Origin of the sequence: Kitasatospora purpeofusca (assembly GCF_034043715.1) — a bacterium.
GTDB classification, from domain to species: domain Bacteria; phylum Actinomycetota; class Actinomycetes; order Streptomycetales; family Streptomycetaceae; genus Kitasatospora; species Kitasatospora purpeofusca_A.
In genome coordinates, this window is sequence record NZ_JAXCLC010000004.1 from 39,228 (window position 1) to 60,440 (window position 21,213).

21 protein-coding genes are annotated in these 21,213 nt (G+C 71.1%); 20 read left to right on the top strand and 1 reads right to left on the bottom strand.

Features of this window, described 5'->3' with window-relative positions:
- Positions 1 to 441: 441 nt before the first annotated feature.
- The 20 genes from rho to SM793_RS03330 all read left to right on the top strand — a co-directional run bounded on the left by rho (position 442) and on the right by SM793_RS03330 (position 20,496).
- Positions 442 to 2,592, top strand: coding sequence for a transcription termination factor Rho (rho, locus tag SM793_RS03235; RefSeq protein WP_320436441.1), 2,151 nt, complete (start codon positions 442 to 444; stop codon positions 2,590 to 2,592).
- A gap of 132 nt (positions 2,593 to 2,724) precedes the next feature.
- Positions 2,725 to 3,888, top strand: a complete 1,164-nt coding sequence (locus SM793_RS03240) for an LCP family protein (protein WP_320436442.1) — start codon at positions 2,725 to 2,727, stop codon at positions 3,886 to 3,888.
- Positions 3,889 to 4,032: 144 nt separating this feature from the next.
- Complete coding sequence (gene rpmE / locus SM793_RS03245; protein WP_320436443.1) at positions 4,033 to 4,254, top strand: 50S ribosomal protein L31; 222 nt, start codon at positions 4,033 to 4,035, stop codon at positions 4,252 to 4,254.
- 142 nt (positions 4,255 to 4,396) lie between these two features.
- Positions 4,397 to 5,473 carry a peptide chain release factor 1 gene (gene prfA / locus SM793_RS03250; protein ID WP_320436444.1) on the top strand — a complete coding sequence of 359 codons (1,077 nt, stop codon included), beginning with the start codon at positions 4,397 to 4,399 and terminating at the stop codon, positions 5,471 to 5,473.
- Positions 5,474 to 5,531: 58 nt separating this feature from the next.
- Positions 5,532 to 6,398 carry a peptide chain release factor N(5)-glutamine methyltransferase gene (gene prmC, locus SM793_RS03255; RefSeq protein ID WP_320436445.1) on the top strand — a complete coding sequence of 289 codons (867 nt, stop codon included), beginning with the start codon at positions 5,532 to 5,534 and terminating at the stop codon, positions 6,396 to 6,398.
- 162 nt (positions 6,399 to 6,560) lie between these two features.
- Entirely contained in the window at positions 6,561 to 7,208 is a 648-nt protein-coding gene (locus SM793_RS03260) for an L-threonylcarbamoyladenylate synthase (RefSeq protein ID WP_266271495.1), read from the top strand.
- A 29-nt stretch (positions 7,209 to 7,237) separates the two neighbouring features.
- On the top strand, positions 7,238 to 7,879 hold the full coding sequence (locus SM793_RS03265) for a protein-tyrosine-phosphatase (protein WP_320436553.1): 642 nt from the start codon (positions 7,238 to 7,240) through the stop codon (positions 7,877 to 7,879).
- Between the two features lie 213 nt (positions 7,880 to 8,092).
- On the top strand, positions 8,093 to 9,367 hold the full coding sequence (gene glyA / locus SM793_RS03270) for a serine hydroxymethyltransferase (protein ID WP_320436446.1): 1,275 nt from the start codon (positions 8,093 to 8,095) through the stop codon (positions 9,365 to 9,367).
- A 160-nt stretch (positions 9,368 to 9,527) separates the two neighbouring features.
- Positions 9,528 to 10,886: an MraY family glycosyltransferase gene (locus SM793_RS03275; protein ID WP_320436447.1), complete on the top strand. Its 1,359-nt coding sequence runs from the start codon at positions 9,528 to 9,530 to the stop codon at positions 10,884 to 10,886.
- A 284-nt stretch (positions 10,887 to 11,170) separates the two neighbouring features.
- On the top strand, positions 11,171 to 11,614 hold the full coding sequence (locus SM793_RS03280) for a hypothetical protein (protein ID WP_320436448.1): 444 nt from the start codon (positions 11,171 to 11,173) through the stop codon (positions 11,612 to 11,614).
- Between the two features lie 285 nt (positions 11,615 to 11,899).
- Positions 11,900 to 12,712 carry a F0F1 ATP synthase subunit A gene (gene atpB, locus SM793_RS03285; RefSeq protein ID WP_320436449.1) on the top strand — a complete coding sequence of 271 codons (813 nt, stop codon included), beginning with the start codon at positions 11,900 to 11,902 and terminating at the stop codon, positions 12,710 to 12,712.
- Between the two features lie 96 nt (positions 12,713 to 12,808).
- Positions 12,809 to 13,045, top strand: coding sequence for an ATP synthase F0 subunit C (gene atpE / locus SM793_RS03290; protein ID WP_030392786.1), 237 nt, complete (start codon positions 12,809 to 12,811; stop codon positions 13,043 to 13,045).
- A 34-nt stretch (positions 13,046 to 13,079) separates the two neighbouring features.
- Positions 13,080 to 13,637 carry a F0F1 ATP synthase subunit B gene (locus tag SM793_RS03295; RefSeq protein ID WP_320436450.1) on the top strand — a complete coding sequence of 186 codons (558 nt, stop codon included), beginning with the start codon at positions 13,080 to 13,082 and terminating at the stop codon, positions 13,635 to 13,637.
- On the top strand, positions 13,634 to 14,449 hold the full coding sequence (locus SM793_RS03300) for a F0F1 ATP synthase subunit delta (RefSeq protein WP_320436451.1): 816 nt from the start codon (positions 13,634 to 13,636) through the stop codon (positions 14,447 to 14,449). The genes SM793_RS03295 and SM793_RS03300 overlap by 4 nt, the downstream gene beginning before the upstream one ends.
- Positions 14,450 to 14,604: 155 nt before the next feature.
- Entirely contained in the window at positions 14,605 to 16,179 is a 1,575-nt protein-coding gene (gene atpA, locus SM793_RS03305; RefSeq protein ID WP_266312931.1) for a F0F1 ATP synthase subunit alpha, read from the top strand.
- A 32-nt stretch (positions 16,180 to 16,211) separates the two neighbouring features.
- Positions 16,212 to 17,126, top strand: coding sequence for a F0F1 ATP synthase subunit gamma (locus tag SM793_RS03310; RefSeq protein ID WP_320436452.1), 915 nt, complete (start codon positions 16,212 to 16,214; stop codon positions 17,124 to 17,126).
- 2 nt (positions 17,127 to 17,128) lie between these two features.
- The gene (gene atpD, locus SM793_RS03315) at positions 17,129 to 18,574 is read left to right on the top strand and encodes a F0F1 ATP synthase subunit beta (protein ID WP_320436453.1); all 1,446 of its coding nucleotides are present in this window, start codon (positions 17,129 to 17,131) and stop codon (positions 18,572 to 18,574) included.
- A 186-nt stretch (positions 18,575 to 18,760) separates the two neighbouring features.
- Positions 18,761 to 19,144, top strand: coding sequence for a F0F1 ATP synthase subunit epsilon (locus SM793_RS03320; RefSeq protein ID WP_030392780.1), 384 nt, complete (start codon positions 18,761 to 18,763; stop codon positions 19,142 to 19,144).
- 147 nt (positions 19,145 to 19,291) lie between these two features.
- The gene (locus SM793_RS03325; protein WP_045941624.1) at positions 19,292 to 19,792 is read left to right on the top strand and encodes a DUF2550 domain-containing protein; all 501 of its coding nucleotides are present in this window, start codon (positions 19,292 to 19,294) and stop codon (positions 19,790 to 19,792) included.
- Positions 19,793 to 19,923: 131 nt separating this feature from the next.
- A complete protein-coding gene (locus tag SM793_RS03330) occupies positions 19,924 to 20,496 on the top strand; it encodes a cob(I)yrinic acid a,c-diamide adenosyltransferase (RefSeq protein ID WP_320436454.1) in 573 nt (190 codons plus the stop codon).
- Positions 20,497 to 20,531: 35 nt separating this feature from the next.
- On the opposite strand, the gene SM793_RS03335 is transcribed toward SM793_RS03330, so the two are convergent.
- Positions 20,532 to 21,125: a hypothetical protein gene (locus SM793_RS03335; protein WP_320436455.1), complete on the bottom strand. Its 594-nt coding sequence runs from the start codon at positions 21,123 to 21,125 to the stop codon at positions 20,532 to 20,534.
- Positions 21,126 to 21,213: the final 88 nt, after the last annotated feature.

Here is a 21,213-nt window from a genome sequence, read left to right on the forward strand (position 1 = left end):
AGCACTCCGCGTCAGCGGAGTCCAGGCGATACACGGGGCGACGATTCTCCGGGAGCCCACCGCAGCGCGTACGCAGCCTGCCTGCGCGACTTGCGACCGCATCCCGAAGCCGTGACGGCACCTGACTCCCACCCGCGGCCTCCCACCTGGAGGAACAGGACGGGCGGAGCGCGGGCCACCGTCACGCGACGGGGCCCGGGATTCGCAGGCAGCGTGGGGGCAGCTCCCGGCCGGCGGCCGGGGGAGGGTCGGCACACGACCGTCCCGCCACGCCACTCAGCACCACCGTGCTTCTAGCACCGCACCTCGCAGCTCTCCCCCGACCGGCACCGCCATTCGGGGGATCACCGCCTCGGACCGACGCAGTCGAGCGTCGGTCAGGACAGCACAACCGGTCGCCGAGCCAGACAGGCCGACGTCCGCTCCAGGGAAGGACCCTTAGTGAGCGACACCACCGATCTGATGGGCGCGCGCCCGGACGCCGAGGCGTCGGACGCCGCCGCCCCCGCGGCGCCGGCGCGGCGCCGCCGCACCGCCGCCGCGGGCCTGGACGGCATGGTCCTGGCGGAGCTGCAGAAGCTCGCCGGGGACCTGGGCATCACCGGTACCGGGCGGATGCGCAAGAGCCAGCTGATCGAGACCATCAAGGAGAAGAGCGGCGGAGACCCGCTGCTCGCAGGCACCGCCGCCGCCGCCGCTCCGGCCGCCAAGCGCGCGGCCAAGGCCGAGACGGCCGAGCCGGCCGAGAAGCCCGCCCGCCGTGCCACCAAGGCCGCCGCCGCCCGGGCCGAGGCCCCGGCCGCCGCCGAGGCGCAGGCCCAGATCGAGATCCCGGTCCAGGCCGCCTCCGAGACCGCCGCGCCCGCCCGGGCCGAGCGCACCCGCCGCCGGGCCACCTCGGCCGCCGGCGCCCCGGTCGCCGAGCCGGGCGAGGCCGCCGAGGCGCCCGCCGCCGTGGCGACCGAGGCCAAGCAGACCGAGGCCCGCTCCGAGGGCGCCCGCGCCCTGGAGGGCCGGGAGGAGGGTCGCCCCGAGACCCGCCGCGACCGTCGGGACCGTCGTGACCGCCGCGAGGGCGGCGAGCGCGAGGGCCGCCAGGACACCGCCGAGGCCCCGGCCGGCCAGGACGGCGACGGGCGCGAGTCGCGCCGCGACCGGCGCAACCGCCGGGACCGGACCGACCGCCCCGAGCGCACGGATCGTGCCGAGCGCACCGACCGTGCCGACCGCCAGGGCGGCCAGCAGCAGGGTGCGCAGGGCGAGGGCCAGCAGAGCCGCCAGCCCGCCGCCCAGCAGGCCCAGCCGCAGACGCAGCAGGCCCAGCAGGGCGGTTTCGACGACGACGAGTTCGGCGACGGCCGCCGCGGCCGCCGCGGCCGTTACCGCGACCGCCGGGGCCGTGGCAGCCGCCGCGAGGGCTTCGAGGCCGGTGTCGTCGACACGCAGATCAGCGAGGACGACGTCCTGATCCCGGTCGCGGGCATCCTCGACATCCTCGACAACTACGCGTTCGTCCGCACCTCCGGCTACCTGCCGGGCCAGAACGACGTCTACGTCTCGCTCGCCCAGGTCCGCAAGAACGGCCTGCGCAAGGGTGACGCGATCACCGGCGCGGTGCGCCAGCCCAAGGACGGCGAGCGCCGCGAGAAGTTCAACGCCATGGTGCGGCTGGACTCCGTCAACGGCATGGACCCGGAGAACGGCCGCGGCCGTCCCGAGTTCAACAAGCTGACCCCGCTGTACCCGCAGGACCGGCTGCGTCTGGAGACCGACCCGGGCATCCTGACCACCCGGATCATCGACCTGGTGTCGCCGATCGGCAAGGGCCAGCGCGGCCTGATCGTCGCGCCGCCGAAGACCGGTAAGACCATGGTGCTGCAGGCGGTCGCCAACGCGATCACCCACAACAACCCCGAGTGCCACCTGATGGTCGTCCTGGTCGACGAGCGTCCGGAAGAGGTCACCGACATGCAGCGGTCGGTGAAGGGCGAGGTCATCTCCTCGACCTTCGACCGTCCGGCCGAGGACCACACCACGGTCGCCGAGCTGGCGATCGAGCGCGCCAAGCGCCTGGTGGAGCTGGGCCACGACGTGGTGATCCTGCTGGACTCGATCACCCGTCTGGGCCGCGCCTACAACCTGGCGGCGCCGGCCTCCGGCCGCATCCTGTCCGGTGGTGTCGACTCGACCGCGCTGTACCCGCCGAAGAAGTTCTTCGGCGCCGCGCGCAACATCGAGAACGGCGGCTCGCTGACCATCCTGGCCACCGCGCTGGTCGAGACCGGCTCGCGGATGGACGAGGTGATCTTCGAGGAGTTCAAGGGCACCGGCAACATGGAGCTCAAGCTCGACCGGAAGCTCTCGGACAAGCGCATCTTCCCGGCCGTCGACGTGGACGCCTCCAGCACCCGCAAGGAGGAGATCCTGCTCGGTGCCGACGAGCTCGCCATCGTCTGGAAGCTGCGCCGGGTGCTGCACGCGCTCGACTCGCAGCAGGCGATCGAGCTGCTGCTGGACAAGATGAAGCAGACCAAGAGCAACGCCGAGTTCCTGATGCAGATCGCCAAGACGACCCCCGGGTCCGGCGACTGACCTTCTCGGTACACGGACGAGCCCCGGCCCGCGCGAGCGGCCCGGGGCTCGCCGCGGTTCCGGGCCGGTTTGTTCCAGACTTGGGACAGTCTGGACTCTTTCAAGTATCTTGTCCGATTTATTCTGGACCGTATGGCCGAACACAAGAGGGTCCCGAGCCGCCGCCGCAAGCTCCTGCGCGCGGCCGCCTGCGGGTCCGCCGCGCTCGTCGTCCTCGGCGCCGGGGCCGCCGGGTACGCGTACCTGCGGCTGGACGGCAACATCAGGAGCGTCGACATCGACGGCCGGCTCGGCACCTCCCGCCCGCCCACGGCCACCGACGGCTCGTTCAACCTGCTGGTGCTGGGCTCGGACTCGCGGGCCGGCGGCAACGCGGACCTGGCCGGCGGCGACACCGGCGGCACCGCCCGCTCGGACACCGCGATGGTGCTGCACGTCAACCAGGACCACTCGCGCGCCGACGTGGTCTCCATACCGCGCGACACCCTCGTCCCGCGCCCCGAGTGCACCGACCGGCAGGGCCGGCCGGTGCCGGCCGCCAAGCGCGCGATGTTCAACAGCGCCTACGAGACCGGTGGCGCGACCTGCGCGGTGAAGACCGTCGAGCAGCTCAGCGGGCTGCGGATGGACCACTACGTCGAGGTGGACTTCGCCGGCTTCGCCCGGCTCGTGGATGCGGTCGGCGGCGCCACCGTGACCACCACGGTGGCCATCCACGACCAGGACAGCGGCCTGGACCTCCAGCCCGGCGAGCACCACCTCGACGGCAAGCAGGCGCTCGCCTTCGTCCGCACCCGGCACGGCGTGGGGGACGGCAGCGACCTCGGCCGGATCGAGCTGCAGAAGCAGATGGTGCGCTCGCTGCTCCAGCAGGCCGGCGGCATCGGGCTGATGACCGACCCGGTGAAGCTCTGGTCGGTCGGCGACACCCTGACCCGCTCGATCACCACCGACTCCGCGCTCGCCTCGGTGAACTCCCTGGTCGGTCTGGCCGAGCGGCTCAAGGGAATCGGACCGGACCGGCTCGGCATGGTCACCCTGCCGGTCACGGCCGCCCCCGGCGACCCGGACCGGGTGGTCCAGCTGGAGCCGCAGGCCGACCAACTGTGGGCGGCCCTGAGGGCCGACCGGCCGGTCCCCGAGGCCGTGGCCGCCACCCAGCCGTCCAACCCCGCCCAGGCCACCCCCACGGCCCCGGCGAAGGCGACCCCCACCGCCCCGGCGAAGGCGACCCCCACGGCCCCGGCGAAGGCCCCCGCGACGGCGGCGGCGACCGCCCCGGCCCGGCGCGGCTGAGCCCCGGCGGGGCCCGGAATATCCCGGAGCGCCCCCCGGTTTGGGAAGAAGCGGCCGGTCCTGGCAGACTGGTCCGTCGGTCCCGGTTCACGAGCGGCGTCCCCGCCGCCGACCCGGTACCCTCCCGAACACTAGGAGAACCCCTTGAAGTCCAACGCTCACCCCGAGTACCTGGTCACCCACGTGACCTGCACCTGCGGCGCCGAGTTCACCACCCGGTCGACCGAGAAGAGCGGCGAGATCCGCGCCGAGGTCTGCTCGCAGTGCCACCCGTTCTACACCGGCAAGCAGAAGATCCTCGACACCGGTGGCCGCGTCGCCCGCTTCGAGGCCCGCTTCGGCAAGCAGCACAGCGCGAAGGCCTAGCGCTCCCTCGGCGCCGGTTCCCGGTGCCCCCGTACTCGTTCCGGGGGCATGGGGGACCGGCGCCGTTCGCGTCCCCCGCACCCTCCGCGCTCCGCGGTCCCCCTCCGATCCACCCACCGATTCCCGGGAAGAAGGCCACCCCATGTTCGAGGCAGTCGAAGAGCTCCTCGTCGAGCACGCCGACCTCGAGGCGAGGCTGGCCGACCCGTCCGTCCACGCCGACCAGGCGAACGCCCGCAGGCTGGCCAAGCGCTACGCCGAACTGACGCCGATCACCCGGGTCTTCCGGGCCTGGCGGCAGGCCGGCGAGGACATCGAGGCCGCCCGCGAATTCGCCGCCGAGGACCCGGAGTTCATCTCCGAGGTGAAGGCCGGCGAGGCCCGGCGCGAGGAGCTGACCGAGGAGCTGCGGCTGCTGCTGGTCCCGCGCGACCCGAACGACGAGAAGGACGTCATCCTGGAGATCAAGGCCGGTGAGGGCGGCGAGGAGTCCGCGCTGTTCGCCGGGGACCTGCTCCGGATGTACCTGCGCTTCGCCGAGCGGATCGGCTGGAAGACCGAGCTGATCGACTCCAACGAGTCCGACCTCGGCGGGTACAAGGACGTCTCGGTGGCCGTGAAGACCAAGGGCAACGCCGAGCCCGGCCAGGGCGTCTGGGCCCGGCTGAAGTACGAGGGCGGCGTGCACCGCGTGCAGCGCGTCCCCGCCACCGAGTCCCAGGGCCGCATCCACACCTCCGCGGCGGGCGTGCTGGTCACCCCCGAGGCCGAGGAGGTCGAGGTCGAGATCGTCGCCAACGACCTGCGGATCGACGTGTACCGCTCCTCCGGCCCGGGCGGCCAGTCGGTCAACACCACCGACTCCGCGGTCCGGATCACCCACCTGCCGACCGGTATCGTGGCGTCCTGCCAGAACGAGAAGAGCCAGCTGCAGAACAAGGAGCAGGCGATGCGCATCCTGCGTTCGCGGCTGCTGGCCGCCGCGCAGGAGGAGGCCGAGCGCGAGGCCTCGGACGCGCGCCGCAGCCAGGTCCGCACGGTGGACCGCTCCGAGCGGATCCGGACGTACAACTACCCGGAGAACCGCATCTCGGACCACCGGACGGGCTTCAAGTCGTACAACCTGGACCAGGTGCTGGACGGCGAACTGAACGCCGTCATCCAGTCCTGCGTCGACGCGGACGCCGCGGCCAAGCTCGCCGCGGCCCACCAGAACTGACACCGGCGGCGGCGGGACCGACGCCGGGGCCGGAGAGCGGAAGCACGAGGTCGTACGGATGAACCTGCTACTCGCCGAGGTGGCCCAGGCCACCCAGCGGTTGGCCGCGGCCGGCGTGCCGTCGCCGCGCTTCGACGCGGAGGAACTCGCCGCACACGTCCACAACGTCAGGCGCAGCCAGCTGCACACCGTCAAGGACGGCGACTTCGACGCCCGGTACTGGGAGGCGGTGGCCCGCCGGGAGGCCCGCGAGCCGCTCCAGCACATCACCGGCCGGGCGTTCTTCCGCTACCTGGAGCTGGAGGTCGGCCCCGGCGTCTTCGTGCCCCGCCCGGAGACCGAGTCGGTCGTCGAGTGGGCCATAGACGCCGTCCGCGACATGGACGTGGCCGAGCCGCTGGTCGTCGACCTCTGCTCCGGCTCCGGCGCCATCGCGCTCGCCCTCGCCCAGGAGCTGCCCCGCTCCGTCGTCCACGCCTTCGAGCTGGACGAGGGCGCGCTGCCCTACACCCGGCGCAACATCGGGTCCTCGCCCGACCGCGCCCGGGTCACCCTGCACGAGGGCGACGCCACCCGGGCCTTCGAGGACGACCGCGCCTGGGACGGCCGCTTCGACCTGGTCATCTCCAACCCGCCGTACATCCCGCTCACCGAGTGGGAGTACGTGGCGCCGGAGGCCCGCGACCACGACCCGCAGATGTCGCTGTTCTCCGGCGAGGACGGCCTGCACACCATCCGCGGCATCGAGCGCGTCGCCGCCCGTCTGCTGCGCCCCGGCGGCGCCGTGGTGATCGAGCACGCCGACACCCAGGGCGGGCAGGTCCCGTGGATCTTCAACGAGGAGGCCGGCTGGACCGACACCGCCGACCACCGCGACCTGAACAACCGGCCGCGCTTCACCACGGCCCGCAAGGCGTCGCTGTGACCGACCGGGTGACCGACGGGCACCGCGCGTCGGACGCCGGAGCGGCGCTGTGAACACCGACGCGAGCACCAGCTCGGGCACCCCCGCGAGCACCAGCGCGGGCACCACCGCGAGTACCACCATGAGCATCACCATGAGCCCGTCCGGAAGGGGACCGCACCGATGAGCCGCCGCTACGACTGTGCCGATGCCGGGGACCGCGCCACCGGTCTGCGTGAGGCCGCCTCGGCCATCCGCCGCGGCGAACTCGTCGTGCTGCCCACCGACACCCTCTACGGGGTCGGCGCGGACGCCTTCTCCCCGGAGGCGGTGGCCGCCCTGCTCGCCGCCAAGGGCCGCGGCCGCAACATGCCCTCACCCGTCCTGGTCGGCTCGCCGACCACCCTGCACGGCCTGGTCACGGACTTCTCCGAGCAGGCCTGGGAGCTCGTCGACGCCTTCTGGCCGGGCGGGCTCACCCTGGTCGCCAAGCACCAGCCCTCGCTGCGCTGGGACCTCGGCGAGACCCGTGGCACCGTCGCGGTCCGGATGCCGCTGCACCCGGTCGCCATCGAGCTGCTGAACGCCACCGGTCCGATGGCCGTCTCCAGCGCCAACCGCACCGGCGGCCCGTCCCCGGCCACCTGCGACGAGGCCCAGCAGCAGCTCGGCGACGCCATCTCGGTCTACCTGGACGGCGGCACCGCCGACCACGCCCAGGCCTCGTCGATCGTGGACGTCACCGGCAAGGTGCCGGTACTGCTGAGGGCCGGCGCGATCTCCGTCGAGCAGCTGAGGGAGGTCGTCCCCGACCTGGAGGCCGGCAGTTGACGGCCGCCTCCCTCCATGCCGGGCCCGGCATATCGCCGTACCTGAGCGTGGGACCCAGGCCGCTGGACCACTTCCGGATCCTGTACGTCTGCACCGGCAACATCTGCCGCTCGCCGATCGCCGAGCGGCTCACCCGGCGTGAGCTGGACACCCGGCTGAACCCCCGGGTGGCCGGCCGGATCCTGGTCGAGTCGGCCGGCACCTGGGGCCATGTCGGCGCGCCGATGGAGGACCACGCCGCCACGGTGCTGGACGAGTACGGCGCCGACAGCGGCGGCTTCACCGGCCGTGAACTGCTGGACGAGCACGTGGTGGAGGCCGACCTGGTGCTCACCGCGACCCTGGACCACCGGGCCCAGGTCATCTCGATGGGCCACGAGGCGGGGCTGCGCACCTTCACGCTGAAGGAGTTCACCCGGCTGGTCCGGACGATCGACCCGGGGACCCTGCCGGACCCGCGCCGCGGCGCCGACGTCACCGAGCGGGCCCGGGCCCTGGTCCGGGCCGCCGCGGCGCTCCGCGGCTGGCTGCTGGCCGCCGACCCCGAGACGGACGAGCTGCACGACCCGTACGGCGCGCCGATCGGCATGTTCCGCAACTGCGGCGAGGAGATATTCCACGCCGTGGACCCCGTGGTCACCGCCCTCACCGGGGTCCGCGCGCCGTACTGAGCGCCGTACTGAGCGCCGTACTGAGCGCCGCACTGAGTGCAGGCCCGGGTGCCGACCGGGTGCCGACCGGGTGCCGACCGGGTGCCGTGGTGCCGCCGGCCCGGTCGCGCCGCTTCGTACGGCCGGGCGTACCCCGGCACGCGCCGCCGTGCCGGGGCGCGGGGGCGGTCCTACGCTGGAGGGATCCGACCCGACGCGCCCGGGAGTCCCGCCATGACCGTCACCGATGCCGCGACCGGCCCCGTCGAGACCCCCGAGGCGCTCTCGGCCGCCCTGTTCCGGGCCGATCCCCAACTGGCCGACCTGATGGCCGCGGAGGCCGAACGGCGGGCCGAGACGATCCAGCTGCTGGCGGGGGAGAACCTCACCGGCCCGGCCGTGCTGGCGGCCCTCACCGGCCCGCTGATCGACAAGTACGCCGAGGGCTACCCCGGCCGCCGCCACCACACCGGCTGCTCCCTCGCCGACGCCGCCGAGCTGCTGGCGATCGACCGGGCCCGTGAGCTGTTCGCCGCCCCGCACGCCAACGTCCAGCCGCGCTCCGGCACGGCGGCGATGCTCGCCGCCTACGCCGCGCTGCTGCGGCCCGGCGACGTGGTGCTCGCGATGTCGCTGGAGCACGGCGGCCACCTCAGCTGCGGCTCGCGGGCCAACTTCTCCGGCCGCTGGTTCGACTTCGTCGGCTACGGGGTGCGCCGCGAGGACGGGCTGATCGACCTCGACCAGGTCCGCGAGCTGGCCCTGCGCCACCGGCCGAAGGCGATCGTGGCCGGCTCGATCTCCTACCCGCGGCACCCCGACTGGGCCGCCTTCCGGGCGATCGCCGACGAGACGGACGCCTATCTGGTGGCCTCCGTCGCGCAGACCACCGGCCTGGTCGCGGCCGGTGTCGCGCCGTCCCCGGTGCCGTACGCGGACGTCACCGTGGCGGCCACCCACAAGCTGCTCCGGGGCCCCCGCGGCGGTCTGCTGCTGTGCACCGCCGAGCTGGCCGAGCGGGTCGACCGGGCGGTGTTCCCGTTCAGCCAGGGCGGCGCCGCGATGAACGAGGTGGCCGGCAAGGCCGTCGCGCTGGCCGAGGCCGCCACGCCCGCCTTCCGGGCGTACGCCCACCGCACGGTGGCCGGGGCCCGGGTGCTCGCGGCCGGGCTCGCGGAGGCGGGGGCGCGCCCGCTGACCGGGGGGACCGACACCCATCTGGTGACCGCCGACGTCGGCGGGCTCGGCGTCAGCGGCGCCGAGGCGGAGCGCCGCTGCGCCGCCGCCGGGCTGCTGTTCGGCAAGTGCGCGCTGCCGTACGACCCGGCGCCGCCGTCGGAGGCCTCCGGGATCCGGCTCGGGACCGGCACCGTGACCTCGCAGGGCATGGGCGAGGCGGAGCTGGCGGAGATCGCCGCCCTGATCGGACGGCTGCTCGCCGGGGGTACGGACGTCCGGGTGGCGGAGCGGGTCAGGGAGCTCGCGCGGGCCTTCGCCGGGCGGCGCTGACCGCGCTTCCGAATCTCCTACCCGGTAGGGCGAACCGCGATGCGTCCCCCCGGCGTCCGACTCAATAAGGTGTGTGCCGTGGCGACGCACCTCGAACCTCGGACAGGCACGGGAGTACCTTCGGTACCCAACCGTCGGACAGCGCTGCGGGAGGCCAGTGGTGCGTGAGTATCTGCTGGTGCTGTTCTGCACCGCGGCGGTCACCTATCTGCTGACCGGCCCGGTCCGGAAGTTCGCCATCGCGGCGGGGGCGATGCCCCCGGTCCGCGCGCGTGACGTGCACCGCGAGCCGACGCCGCGGCTCGGCGGCATCGCGATGTTCGGCGGACTCTGCGCGGGCATCCTGGTCGCCTCCCAGCTCGACAACCTGAGCAAGGTGTTCTCCCAGGGCACCGACATCCGCGCGCTGCTCTCCGGCGCCGGCATCATGTGGCTGCTCGGCGTGCTGGACGACAAGTGGGGTGTGGACGCCCTGGTGAAGCTGGGCGGCCAGATGATCGCCGCCGGTGTGATGGTCTGGCAGGGCGTCACGGTGATCACCCTGCCGGTGCCCGGCGTCGGGCCGGTCGCGGTCAGTCCGACCCAGGGCATGGTCATCTCGGTGGTCCTGGTCGTCGTCATGGTCAACGCGGTGAACTTCATCGACGGACTGGACGGCCTGGCGGGCGGCATGGTCTGCATCGCCGCGATCGCCTTCTTCCTGTACTCGTACCGGCTCTGGTACGGCTACACGATCTCCGACGCCGCCCCCGCGGTGCTGTTCAGCGTGCTGCTGATCGGCATGTGCCTGGGCTTCCTGGCGCACAACATGCACCCGGCCCGGATCTTCATGGGCGACTCCGGCTCGATGATGCTCGGCCTGATGCTGGCCGTCGCCGCGATCTCCATCACCGGCCGGGTCGACCCCGACCTCATCACCAGCGAGCTGGGGTCGCAGACCGCCACCGTGCACGCCCTGGTGCCGATCTACATCCCGCTGCTGCTGCCGCTGACGGTCATCGCGCTGCCGCTGGCCGACCTGCTGCTCGCCGTGGTCCGCCGCACCTGGGCGGGCCAGTCCCCGTTCGCCGCCGACAAGCGGCACCTGCACCACCGACTGCTCCAGGTCGGCCACTCGCACAGCCGCGCCGTACTGATCATGTACTTCTGGGCCGCGCTGATCGCCTTCGGGACCGTCGCCTTCTCGGTCACCAACACCGGCCGGACCGTCGTCCTCACGCTGGCCGGGCTCTGCCTGGTCGGCCTGGTGGTGCTGCTCACCCCCCGGTTCCGGCCCCGGGCCCCGCGCGCGGTGCAGGCCTTCGTGCCGCCGCGCTACCGCCGCCGTCCGGTGGCCAGGGCCGCCGCCCCGGCGGTGGAGGAGACCGGGCTCACCGCCGAGTCGGCCGGACGTGCGAGCTCCGAACCGATGGCCGAACTGTCGGCCGAGGACAAGCGGCTGCTCGGCGGAGTGCCCAAGGGATCGTCGGCGGTCACCGGCCGCGGACACGGCAACGGCCGGGGTCGTTGGGAGAAGTGAGGGCACGTCAAGCCGGTTCACCCGAACGGCGGCACCCTTGGGCCATCGGTGTGACAGGTGCCACACAAACATGGTAAAGCTCTCATCAAATAGTTTGTGATACCGTTCACGAGTACCGAGAACGCGCCGAAAGACCTGACAGGTGGATGACTTCCGTCCCTGGCGGGTCCCACTCGACGGGCTCGCCGTCGAGCGGCCGGCCCGCGGTGGTTCCGGTCCGGTATCACCCCACCGAGTTCTGTGCCCGTCCCCCCGCCACTCGACATGCCGCCGGAGTTGCCGACATGCCGTCCAACGACGCCCGGATCCTCCGAGGCGCCGCGATCCCCACTGCGGTCGCCGGAGTCATCGCCATGGCGGTCTCCTTCGCCGTCGCGGGGGGCAAGGGCCTGCTCGGGGCCTTCCTCGGCGCTCTGCTCGTGATGGTCTTCTTCGCCTCGGGCCAGGTCGCCCTCGACCGGCTGACCAGGTCGAACCCGCAGATGATGATGGCCGTCGGGCTGCTGGTGTACACCACTCAGATCCTGCTGGTCGGCATCGTGCTGGCGGTCTTCAAGAACACCGAGCTCTTCAACCGGCAGGCCTTCGCCTTCACCCTGCTGGGCTGCGTGCTGGTCTGGACGGGCTTCCAGGTGCGCGGCTTCCTCAAGGCCAAGACCTTCTACGTCGAGACCGACGCCTCCGAAAACAAGGCCGAGAAGCCCTCGGACAAGGGGCGTCAACAGTGACGACGGCCCACTGTCCCCCCAACGAGGGGGGCGGTGTTTATGCCGCACTGACGGACTGCTATCGTCCGTCGCAACAACGGAGTACGGGAAGAGGCCTGGTCCATCCGCACCGCGGATCGATCGCCCCCCGGATCCGCGCAGTCTTCGATGATCCCGCTGTGGTGCAGTGCTCTGCCGCGCGGGGTCGGCGAGAACCCCATCAAGTTTCAGTGCCGCTTCGTGGCCGCAGGCCATGCCGACACACCGAGGTTGCCGTAACCATGCGTCACGACGAAGGAGTCCGTGGTGAGTGCTGAACTCACGTCCCTCGCCTCAGGCAGTTGCCACTTCGGGGACGCTGGCTGCGGCTTCCCGGCCCCAGGGCTGAACGAGTTCCAGTTCGAGCCGATTTTCACCATCGGCAGCTTCGAGTTCAACAAGCCGATGCTGCTGTCGATGATCGTGGCTGTCCTGGTCATCGGGTTCTTCTGGGCCGCCTTCGCGAAGCCGAAGATCGTCCCGGGCAAGCTGCAGCTGGTCGGTGAGATCGGCTACGACTTCGTCAAGCGCTCCATCGTGCTGGAGACGATCGGCAAGCGGGGCGAGAAGTACGTCCCGATGCTCGTCTCGATGTTCTTCATCATCTGGCTGATGAACATCCTGTCGGTCATTCCCTTCGCCCAGTTCCCGGTGACCGCGGCGATCGCCTTCCCGGCCGCCCTCGCGGGCGTCGTGTGGGTCACCTACATGGGTCTGACCTTCAAGAACCACGGCTTCGTCGGTGGTCTGAAGAACCTCTGCTGGCCGTCGGGTATCCCGGGCTGGGTGATGTTCATCCTGGTGCCGATCGAGTTCTTCTCGAACATCTTCGTGCGCCCCTTCACGCTCGCGGTCCGAGCCTTCGCGAACATGTTCGCCGGCCACCTGCTGATCGTGATGTTCTCCATCGCCTCCTGGTACCTGCTCAGCCCGACCCTGGGCGCGCTGTACGGCTCGGCCTCGTTCATCGTCGCCGTCGGCCTCACCGCCTTCGAGCTGCTGGTCCAGTTCCTGCAGGCCTACATCTTCGTGATGCTGGCCAGCAGCTACATCGCCGGTGCCCTCGAAGAGGCGCACTGAGCCCGGGCCCCTCACCGGGCCCGCCACGATCCACACCTCCCGGAATGCCCGGTGGCCAATCACCACCGGTTCACCACCCTGCAAAGGACAACTGCAATGAGCTTCCTCGCTGAGGGCACTGTCTACGGTTCCGTCGCCTCGATCGGCTACGGCCTCGCCGCCATCGGCCCCGGCATCGGCGTCGGTCTGATCTTCGGCAACGGCGTCCAGGCCATGGCCCGCCAGCCCGAGGCTGTCGGCCTCATCCGCTCCAACATGTTCATCGGCTTCGCGCTCACCGAGGCCCTCGCGCTGATCGGCATCGTCATGCCGTTCGTCTTCGGCAACAAGTAATCCCGCCGCAGACCCATTCGAGGAAGGTCCAGATATGAGCATCGCGGCTCAGCTCGCGGCCGAGGAGAAGATGAACCCTCTCCTCCCCGCTACGCCCGAGATCATCATCGGCCTGCTCTGCTTCTTCATCGTCTTCGGTCTCCTCGGCAAGAAGCTCCTCCCCAGCATCGAGAAGGTGCTGACGGAGCGCCGGGATGCCATCGAGGGCGGCATGGAGCGCGCCGAGGCCGCTCAGAACGAGGCGCAGGCCCTGCTCGAGCAGTACCGCGCCGAGCTCGCCGAGGCGCGCCACGAGGCTGCTCGCATCGTTGAGCAGGCTCGCGAGCAGGGCGCTGCTCAGCTCGTCGGGATGCGCGAGGAGGGCCAGCGTCAGCGCGAGGCCATCGTCGCCGCCGGCCACGCCCAGATCGAGGCCGACAAGAAGCAGGCGACCGCCGCCCTGCGCCAGGACGTGGGCGCGCTGGCCACCCAGCTGGCGTCCCGCATCGTGGGCGAGTCCCTCGAGGACCAGACGCGGCAGAGCGGCGTCGTCGACCGTTTCCTGGACGAGCTGGAGGCCAAGGCCGCCGTTGCTCAGGGTGCGGCGAAGTGATCGGCGCCAGCCGTGAGGCCCTCGCCGCCGGGCGGCAGAACCTCGAGAGCCTGACCGACTCCACCTCGGTGGACGCGGCCCGGCTCGCCGAGGAGCTCACCGCCGTCACGGCCCTGCTGGACCGCGAGGTCTCGCTGCGCCGGGTGCTGACCGACCCGTCCCGGTCGGGCCAGGACAAGGCTCAGCTGGCCTCCTCGCTGCTGGCCGGCCAGGTCTCCGGCGAGACGGCGGACCTGGTCTCCGGCCTGGTCCGCTCCCGCTGGTCGGGTGGCCGTGACCTGGTCGACGCGGTGGAGGAGCTGGCCGCGTACGCGGAGGTCATCGCCGCCGACCGGGCCGGCGCCCTGGACGACGTCGAGGACGAACTCTTCCGGTTCGGCCGGGTGGTGAGCGGCTCGCACGAGCTGCGCGCCGCGCTGACCGAGCCCAAGGCCGGTGCCGTCCCCAAGGCGGCCCTGATCAAGAAGCTGCTCGGCGGCCGCGCCAACGCGGGCACCGTGCGGCTGATCACCAGCCTCGTCAACCACCCGCGTGGCCGTAGCCTGGAGCAGGGGCTGGAGACCTACTCCAAGCTCGCCGCCGCCCGGCGCGATCGCATGGTGGCCCGGGTCACCACCGCGGTGCCGCTGTCGGACAGCCAGAAGGACCGCCTCTCGGGCGCCCTCGGCCGGCTGTACGGCCGCCAGGTCCACCTGAACATCGATGTCGACCCCGAGGTCGTCGGCGGTGTCCGGGTGCAGATCGGTGACGAGATCATCGACGGCACCGTGTCGAGCCGCCTCGAGGGCGCTCGCCAGGTACTCGAAGGCTGAACACCCAAGCAGCACATCCGACCCTCGGTCGGGAAACCGGCTCCACCGGAGTCGGCAAAACGTACGGCCGGTTCATACGACCCGGCCGAGAGTCGAGCACTTGCGGCCCTCAATGGCGGGCCGAGGATCGCAAACTAGGAGAGCAGGGAAGCCTGATGGCGGAGCTTACGATCCGTCCGGAGGAGATCCGGGACGCGCTGGCCGACTTTGTCCAGTCGTACCAGCCGGACGCCGCCTCTGTGGAAGAGGTCGGCACGGTCACTGACGCGGCGGACGGCATCGCGCATGTCGAGGGTCTGCCCTCGGTCATGGCGAACGAGCTGCTGAAGTTCGAGGACGGCACGCTCGGCCTCGCGCTGAACCTCGACACCCGCGAGATCGGTGTCGTCATCCTCGGTGAGTTCGGCGGCATCGAGGAGGGCCAGACGGTGCGTCGCACCGGCGAGGTCCTCTCCGTGCCGGTCGGCGACAACTACCTCGGCCGCGTCGTGGACCCGCTGGGCAACCCGATCGACGGTCTCGGCGACATCGCCGCCACCGGTCGGCGCGCCCTGGAGCTGCAGGCCCCGGGCGTCATGGCCCGCAAGTCGGTCAAGCAGCCGCTGCAGACCGGCATCAAGGCCATCGACGCGATGACCCCGATCGGCCGCGGCCAGCGCCAGCTGATCATCGGCGACCGCCAGACCGGCAAGACCGCGGTGGCTGTCGACACGATCATCAACCAGCGCGACAACTGGCGCTCGGGCGACCCGGAGAAGCAGGTCCGCTGCATCTACGTCGCCGTGGGCCAGAAGGGCTCCACCATCGCGTCCGTCCGCGGCGCCCTGGAGGAGGCCGGCGCGCTGGAGTACACCACCATCGTGGCCGCTCCCGCCTCGGACCCGGCCGGCTTCAAGTACCTGGCTCCGTACACCGGCTCCGCCATCGGCCAGGAGTGGATGTACGACGGCAAGCACGTCCTGATCATCTTCGACGACCTGTCGAAGCAGGCCGAGGCCTACCGTTCCGTCTCCCTGCTGCTGCGCCGCCCGCCGGGCCGCGAGGCGTACCCGGGCGACGTCTTCTACCTGCACTCCCGTCTGCTGGAGCGCTGCGCGAAGCTGAACGACGCGCTGGGCGGCGGCTCGATGACCGGTCTTCCGATCATCGAGACCAAGGCCAACGACGTGTCGGCGTACATCCCGACCAACGTCATCTCGATCACCGACGGCCAGTGCTTCCTGGAGTCCGACCTGTTCAACGCCGGCATCCGCCCGGCCGTGAACGTCGGTATCTCGGTCTCCCGCGTCGGTGGCTCCGCCCAGATCAAGGCCATGCGCTCGGTCGCCGGCCGTCTGCGCCTGGACCTCGCCCAGTACCGTGAGCTGGAGGCCTTCGCCGGCTTCGGCTCCGACCTGGACGCGGCCTCCAAGGCCCAGCTGGAGCGCGGTGCGCGCATGGTCGAGCTGCTGAAGCAGGGCCAGTACCAGCCGTTCCCGGTCGAGGAGCAGGTCGTCTCCATCTGGGCCGGTACCACCGGCAGGCTGGACGACGTCCCGGTCGCCGAGATCCGCCGCTTCGAGCGCGAGTTCCTGGACTACGTGCGCCTGCAGCACAAGGACCTGCTCGCGGGCATCGTCGAGACCGGCCTGCTCGCCGACGGCACCGTCGACGCGCTGACCGCCGCCATCGGCGAGTTCAAGCAGGGTTACCAGACGGCTGACGGCAAGCTGCTCTCCGAGCAGGCCTGAGTCCGGTAGCGAGGGAAAGGACGTAACGACCCATGGGAGCACAGCTTCGGGTCTACAAGCGCCGGATCCGCTCTGTCACCGCGACGAAGAAGATCACCAAGGCGATGGAGATGATCTCCGCGGCGCGCATCGGTAAGGCGCAGCGCGCGGTGGCCGCCTCCACCCCGTACGCCGATGAGCTCACCCGGGCGGTGACGGCAGTGGCCACCCGGTCCACCGCCAAGCACCCGCTCACCAGCGAGAACCCGAACGCCACGCGTGCCGCAGTCCTGCTGATCACGGCGGACCGCGGTCTGGCGGGCGGCTACTCGTCCAACGCCATCAAGGCCTCGCTGGCGCTCGCCGAGCGTCTGCGGTCCGAGGGCAAGGACGTGGTGACGTACGCCGTCGGCCGCAAGGGCGTCTCGTTCTACGGCTTCCGTGACCTCGCGGTCGCGGAGTCGTGGACGGGCTTCTCGGACAAGCCGACGTACGGCGACGCCAAGCTCGTCTCGGCCGCGCTGATCGAGGCCTTCACGGCCGAGACCGGCGGGGTGGACGAGGTCCACGTGATCTCGACCAAGTTCGAGTCGATGCTGACGCAGACCGCCGTCGACGCGCGGCTGCTGCCGCTGAAGCTCGACGAGGTCAAGGTCAGCGACGAGTCGTCGGCCAAGACGGAGATCTTCCCGCTCTACGACTTCGAGCCGTCGGCGGAGGGCGTCCTCGACGCGCTGCTGCCGCGGTACGTGGAGAGCCGGATCTACAACGCGCTGCTGCAGTCGGCCGCTTCCGAGCACGCCGCCCGCCGCCGCGCGATGAAGAGCGCGACGGACAATGCCGGCGAGCTCATCAAGTCGCTCACGCGGCTTGCCAACTCGGCCCGCCAGGCCGAGATCACCCAGGAAATCAGCGAGATCGTCGGTGGCGCGAACGCGCTCGCTGACGCGAGCCGCGGGAGCGAATGAGTATGACTACCACTGTTGAGCCGACCACGGCGACGGGCCGCGTCGCGCGGGTCATCGGCCCGGTCGTCGACGTGGAGTTCCCCGTCGACGCGATCCCGAACATGTTCAACGCCCTGCACGTCGAGGTGGACAACCCCGACGGCAGCGGCAAGAAGGTCCTCACCCTCGAGGTCGCCCAGCACCTCGGCGACGGCCTGATCCGCGGCATCTCGATGCAGCCGACCGACGGCCTGGTCCGCGGTTCGCAGGTCACCGACACCGGTGCCGCCATCTCGGTGCCGGTCGGCCAGATCACCAAGGGCAAGGTGTTCAACGCCCTCGGTGAGGTGCTGAACGTCGACAAGGACGAGTTCGAGTCGCAGGTCCAGGTCCGGTGGCCGATCCACCGCAAGGCCCCGGCCTTCAAGGACCTCGAGTCCAAGACCGAGATGTTCGAGACCGGCATCAAGGTCATCGACCTCCTCACCCCGTACGTCACCGGTGGCAAGATCGGTCTGTTCGGTGGTGCCGGTGTCGGTAAGACCGTTCTGATCCAGGAGATGATCTACCGCGTCGCCGAGAACTTCGGTGGTGTGTCGGTCTTCGCCGGCGTCGGCGAGCGTACCCGTGAGGGCAACGACCTCATCGACGAGATGGTCGACTCGGGCGTTCTGGACAAGACCGCGCTGGTCTTCGGCCAGATGGACGAGCCGCCGGGCACCCGTCTGCGGGTCGCGCTCTCCGCGCTGACCATGGCGGAGTACTTCCGTGACGTCGAGAAGCAGGACGTGCTCCTCTTCATCGACAACATCTTCCGGTTCACCCAGGCCGGTTCCGAGGTGTCGACCCTGCTCGGCCGGATGCCCTCCGCGGTGGGCTACCAGCCGAACCTGGCCGACGAGATGGGCCTCCTCCAGGAGCGCATCACCTCGACCCGCGGTCACTCGATCACCTCGATGCAGGCGATCTACGTCCCCGCGGACGACCTGACCGACCCGGCCCCGGCCACCACCTTCGCCCACCTGGACGCGACCACCGTTCTGTCGCGCCCGATCTCGGAGAAGGGCATCTACCCGGCCGTCGACCCGCTGGACTCCACGTCCCGGATCCTCGACCCGCGGTACATCGCGGCGACCCACTACGAGACGGCGATCCGTATCAAGGGGATCCTGCAGAAGTACAAGGACCTCCAGGACATCATCGCCATCCTCGGTATGGACGAGCTGTCGGAGGAGGACAAGATCACGGTCCACCGTGCCCGTCGGATCGAGCGCTTCCTCTCGCAGAACACCTACGTGGCGAAGCAGTTCACCGGCGTCGAGGGTTCGACCGTGCCGCTGTCCGAGACCATCGAGGCCTTCAACTCGATCGCGGACGGCAAGTACGACGCCGTCCCCGAGCAGGCGTTCTTCATGTGCGGTGGCATCGAGGACCTCGAGCGCAACGCCGCCGAGCTCGCGAAGAAGTAGTCGCGGCCGGTAGCAGCCGAGCGTGATCGTGAGGGGTGGGCCCCAGCCCTGGGACCCACCCCTCACGTCGCATCGGCTGTGATTCCGGTCAAATCCGTGCCGCCGGTTTCATGCCGGGGGCGCGGGCCCGTTATTCTTACCGAAACTCCCGAGTAATCGGGGGTTGCATGAGCCTAGGAGCCCACGTTGGCTGAGCTGCACGTCGAGCTGGTCGCAGCCGACCGCAAGGTGTGGTCCGGTGCGGCCACCATCGTCGTCGCCCGTACGGCCTCCGGTGACACCGGCATCATGCCGGGTCACACCCCGGTGCTGAGCGTGCTGGAGACCGGTCCGGTCACCATCCGCACCACGGACGGCGGCACCGTGATCGCGGCGGTGCACGGCGGCTTCATCTCCTTCGCCGACAACAAGCTGTCTCTGCTCGCGGAGATCGCCGAGCTGGCGGACGAGATCGACGTCGCGCGCGCCGAGCGCGCACTGGACAAGGCCAAGTCCGACCTGGACGAGCACGCCGAGCGGCGCGCCGAGGTCCGGCTGTTCGCGGCGCGCGGCCTCAAGGCCCGCGCCTGATTGCGCCGGACCCCGCCTGAGCGGGGTCGACCGACGGTCCCGGGGACGCGTGAGCGTGACCCCGGGACTGTCGTCTCAGTTGGTAGGTCAACGCGGTCGCCTGGTACGGCCGAACGGGGAACGCGGGTAGCGAGGAGGTAGGTGAGCATGGTCCTCGCCCTTGTGGTGTGTGCGGCGGTCGTGGCGCTCGGAGTGATCGGGTTGGTCGCGTTCGCGGTACGCCGCCGTGTGATCCAGCGGGTCGGCGGCACCTTCGACTGCAGTTACCGGCTCAAAATGCCCGTCGACGCCTCCACGCAGCCCGACCTCGACGAGAACGGCAAACCCACCTCGGCCCCGGTTCCCCAGACCGACGGCAAGGGGTGGGTTTTTGGTATCGGCCGCTACAGCGGTGACTCCATCGAGTGGTTCCGGGTCTTCTCCTACGCCCCGCGCCCCCGCAAGGTGCTGCCGCGCCGGGAGATCGAGGTGCTGGGCCGGCGCTACCCGGAGGGGCAGGAGGAGCTCGCCCTGCTCTCCGGTTCGGTCGTACTGCGCTGCCTGCACGACGGCGCCCCGCTGGAGCTCGCCATGAGCGAGGACGCGCTCACCGGCTTCCTCGCCTGGCTCGAGGCGGCCCCGCCCGGGCAGAGGGTGAACGTCGCGTAGCGGCGGACCCTCGGGGTGGGGGTCCCCCCGGCCGGAGGCTGGGGGAGGTGAACGTCGCGTAGCGGCGGACCCTCGGGGGCGCGGGCTTCCGGGGGTTAACGCGGCCTAACCGGCCCGGCTAGGGTGGCCGCATGGTCAATCTGACGCGCATCTACACCCGTACCGGCGACGACGGCACCACGGCGCTCGGCGACATGAGCCGCACGAGCAAGACCGACCCCCGCCTGGTCGCCTACGCGGACGCCAACGAGGCCAACGCCGCGATCGGCGTGGCGATCGCGGCCGGAGCGCTGCCGGCCGATGTGGCCACGGTGCTCACCCGGGTGCAGAACGACCTCTTCGACGTCGGTGCCGATCTGGCCACCCCGGTGGTGGAGGACCCCAAGTACCCGCCGCTGCGGGTCGAGCAGTCCTACATCGACAAGCTGGAGACGGACTGCGACCACTACCTGGCGGAGCTGGAGAAGCTGCGCAGCTTCATCCTCCCCGGCGGCACCCCGGGCGCCGCGTACCTGCACCTGGCCTGCACCGTGGTGCGGCGGGCCGAGCGGGCCACCTGGGCGGCGATCGACACCCACGGGGAGAGCGTCAACCCGCTGACCGCCAAGTACCTCAACCGGCTGTCCGACCTGCTGTTCATCCTGGCCCGGGCCGCCAACAAGGAGCGCGGCGACGTGCTCTGGGTGCCGGGCGAGAACCGCTGAGCCGACCGCGCGCGGCGGGAACTGTCGGACGACCCCTAGTGCTCCGACCGCTCCGGGAGGCGCTGCCCGACGATCCGGCCGTCCTCGACGATCGCGCCGGCCGGCGGCTGCTTCGGCCAGAGGGTGTAGCTCGCGGCGATGGCGGTGTTCACCGCCGCGGCGATGCCCAGCCGCCAGTACCACTGGTCGAACACCGCGGTCCCGGTGGCGTCGGTGAAGAGCTTGAGCGCGGTGATCAGGGTGAGCGTGATCGCCACCGAGACCAGGGTGCGCCGGCAGATCCGCCACTCGTGCCGGCTCCGGGCGGTGCCGTACTTGGGCGCGGGCAGCGGCTTCGGGCCGCCGCCGAAGCGGTGCTGGAACCGTTCGTCGGCCCAGCGGACCACGGACGGCCCGTACCCGACCGAGAAGCCCAGGTAGCTCGCGGCGAGCGCGTGCGTCCAGGAGGCGGTGGCGCCGCCGCGCAGGTCGAGGAAGGTCAGCAGGAACAGCGCCAGGTCGATCACGGGCAGCCCGACCAGCAGGACGGTGCTCGTCTTCCGCCACCGCAGCAGGTAGCGGGCGGCCAGGCCCAGCGCGAGAACCACCCAGAAGGCGACCTCGGCGGCGAGGACAAGGGTGACGATCATGGTGTGCTCCAGTTCTCGGCGACGCTTCCAGCCTCCCCGCGGCGCCCCCGCGCTCGCGTCGTCGGCGGGGACGGACCCGCTGTGCACC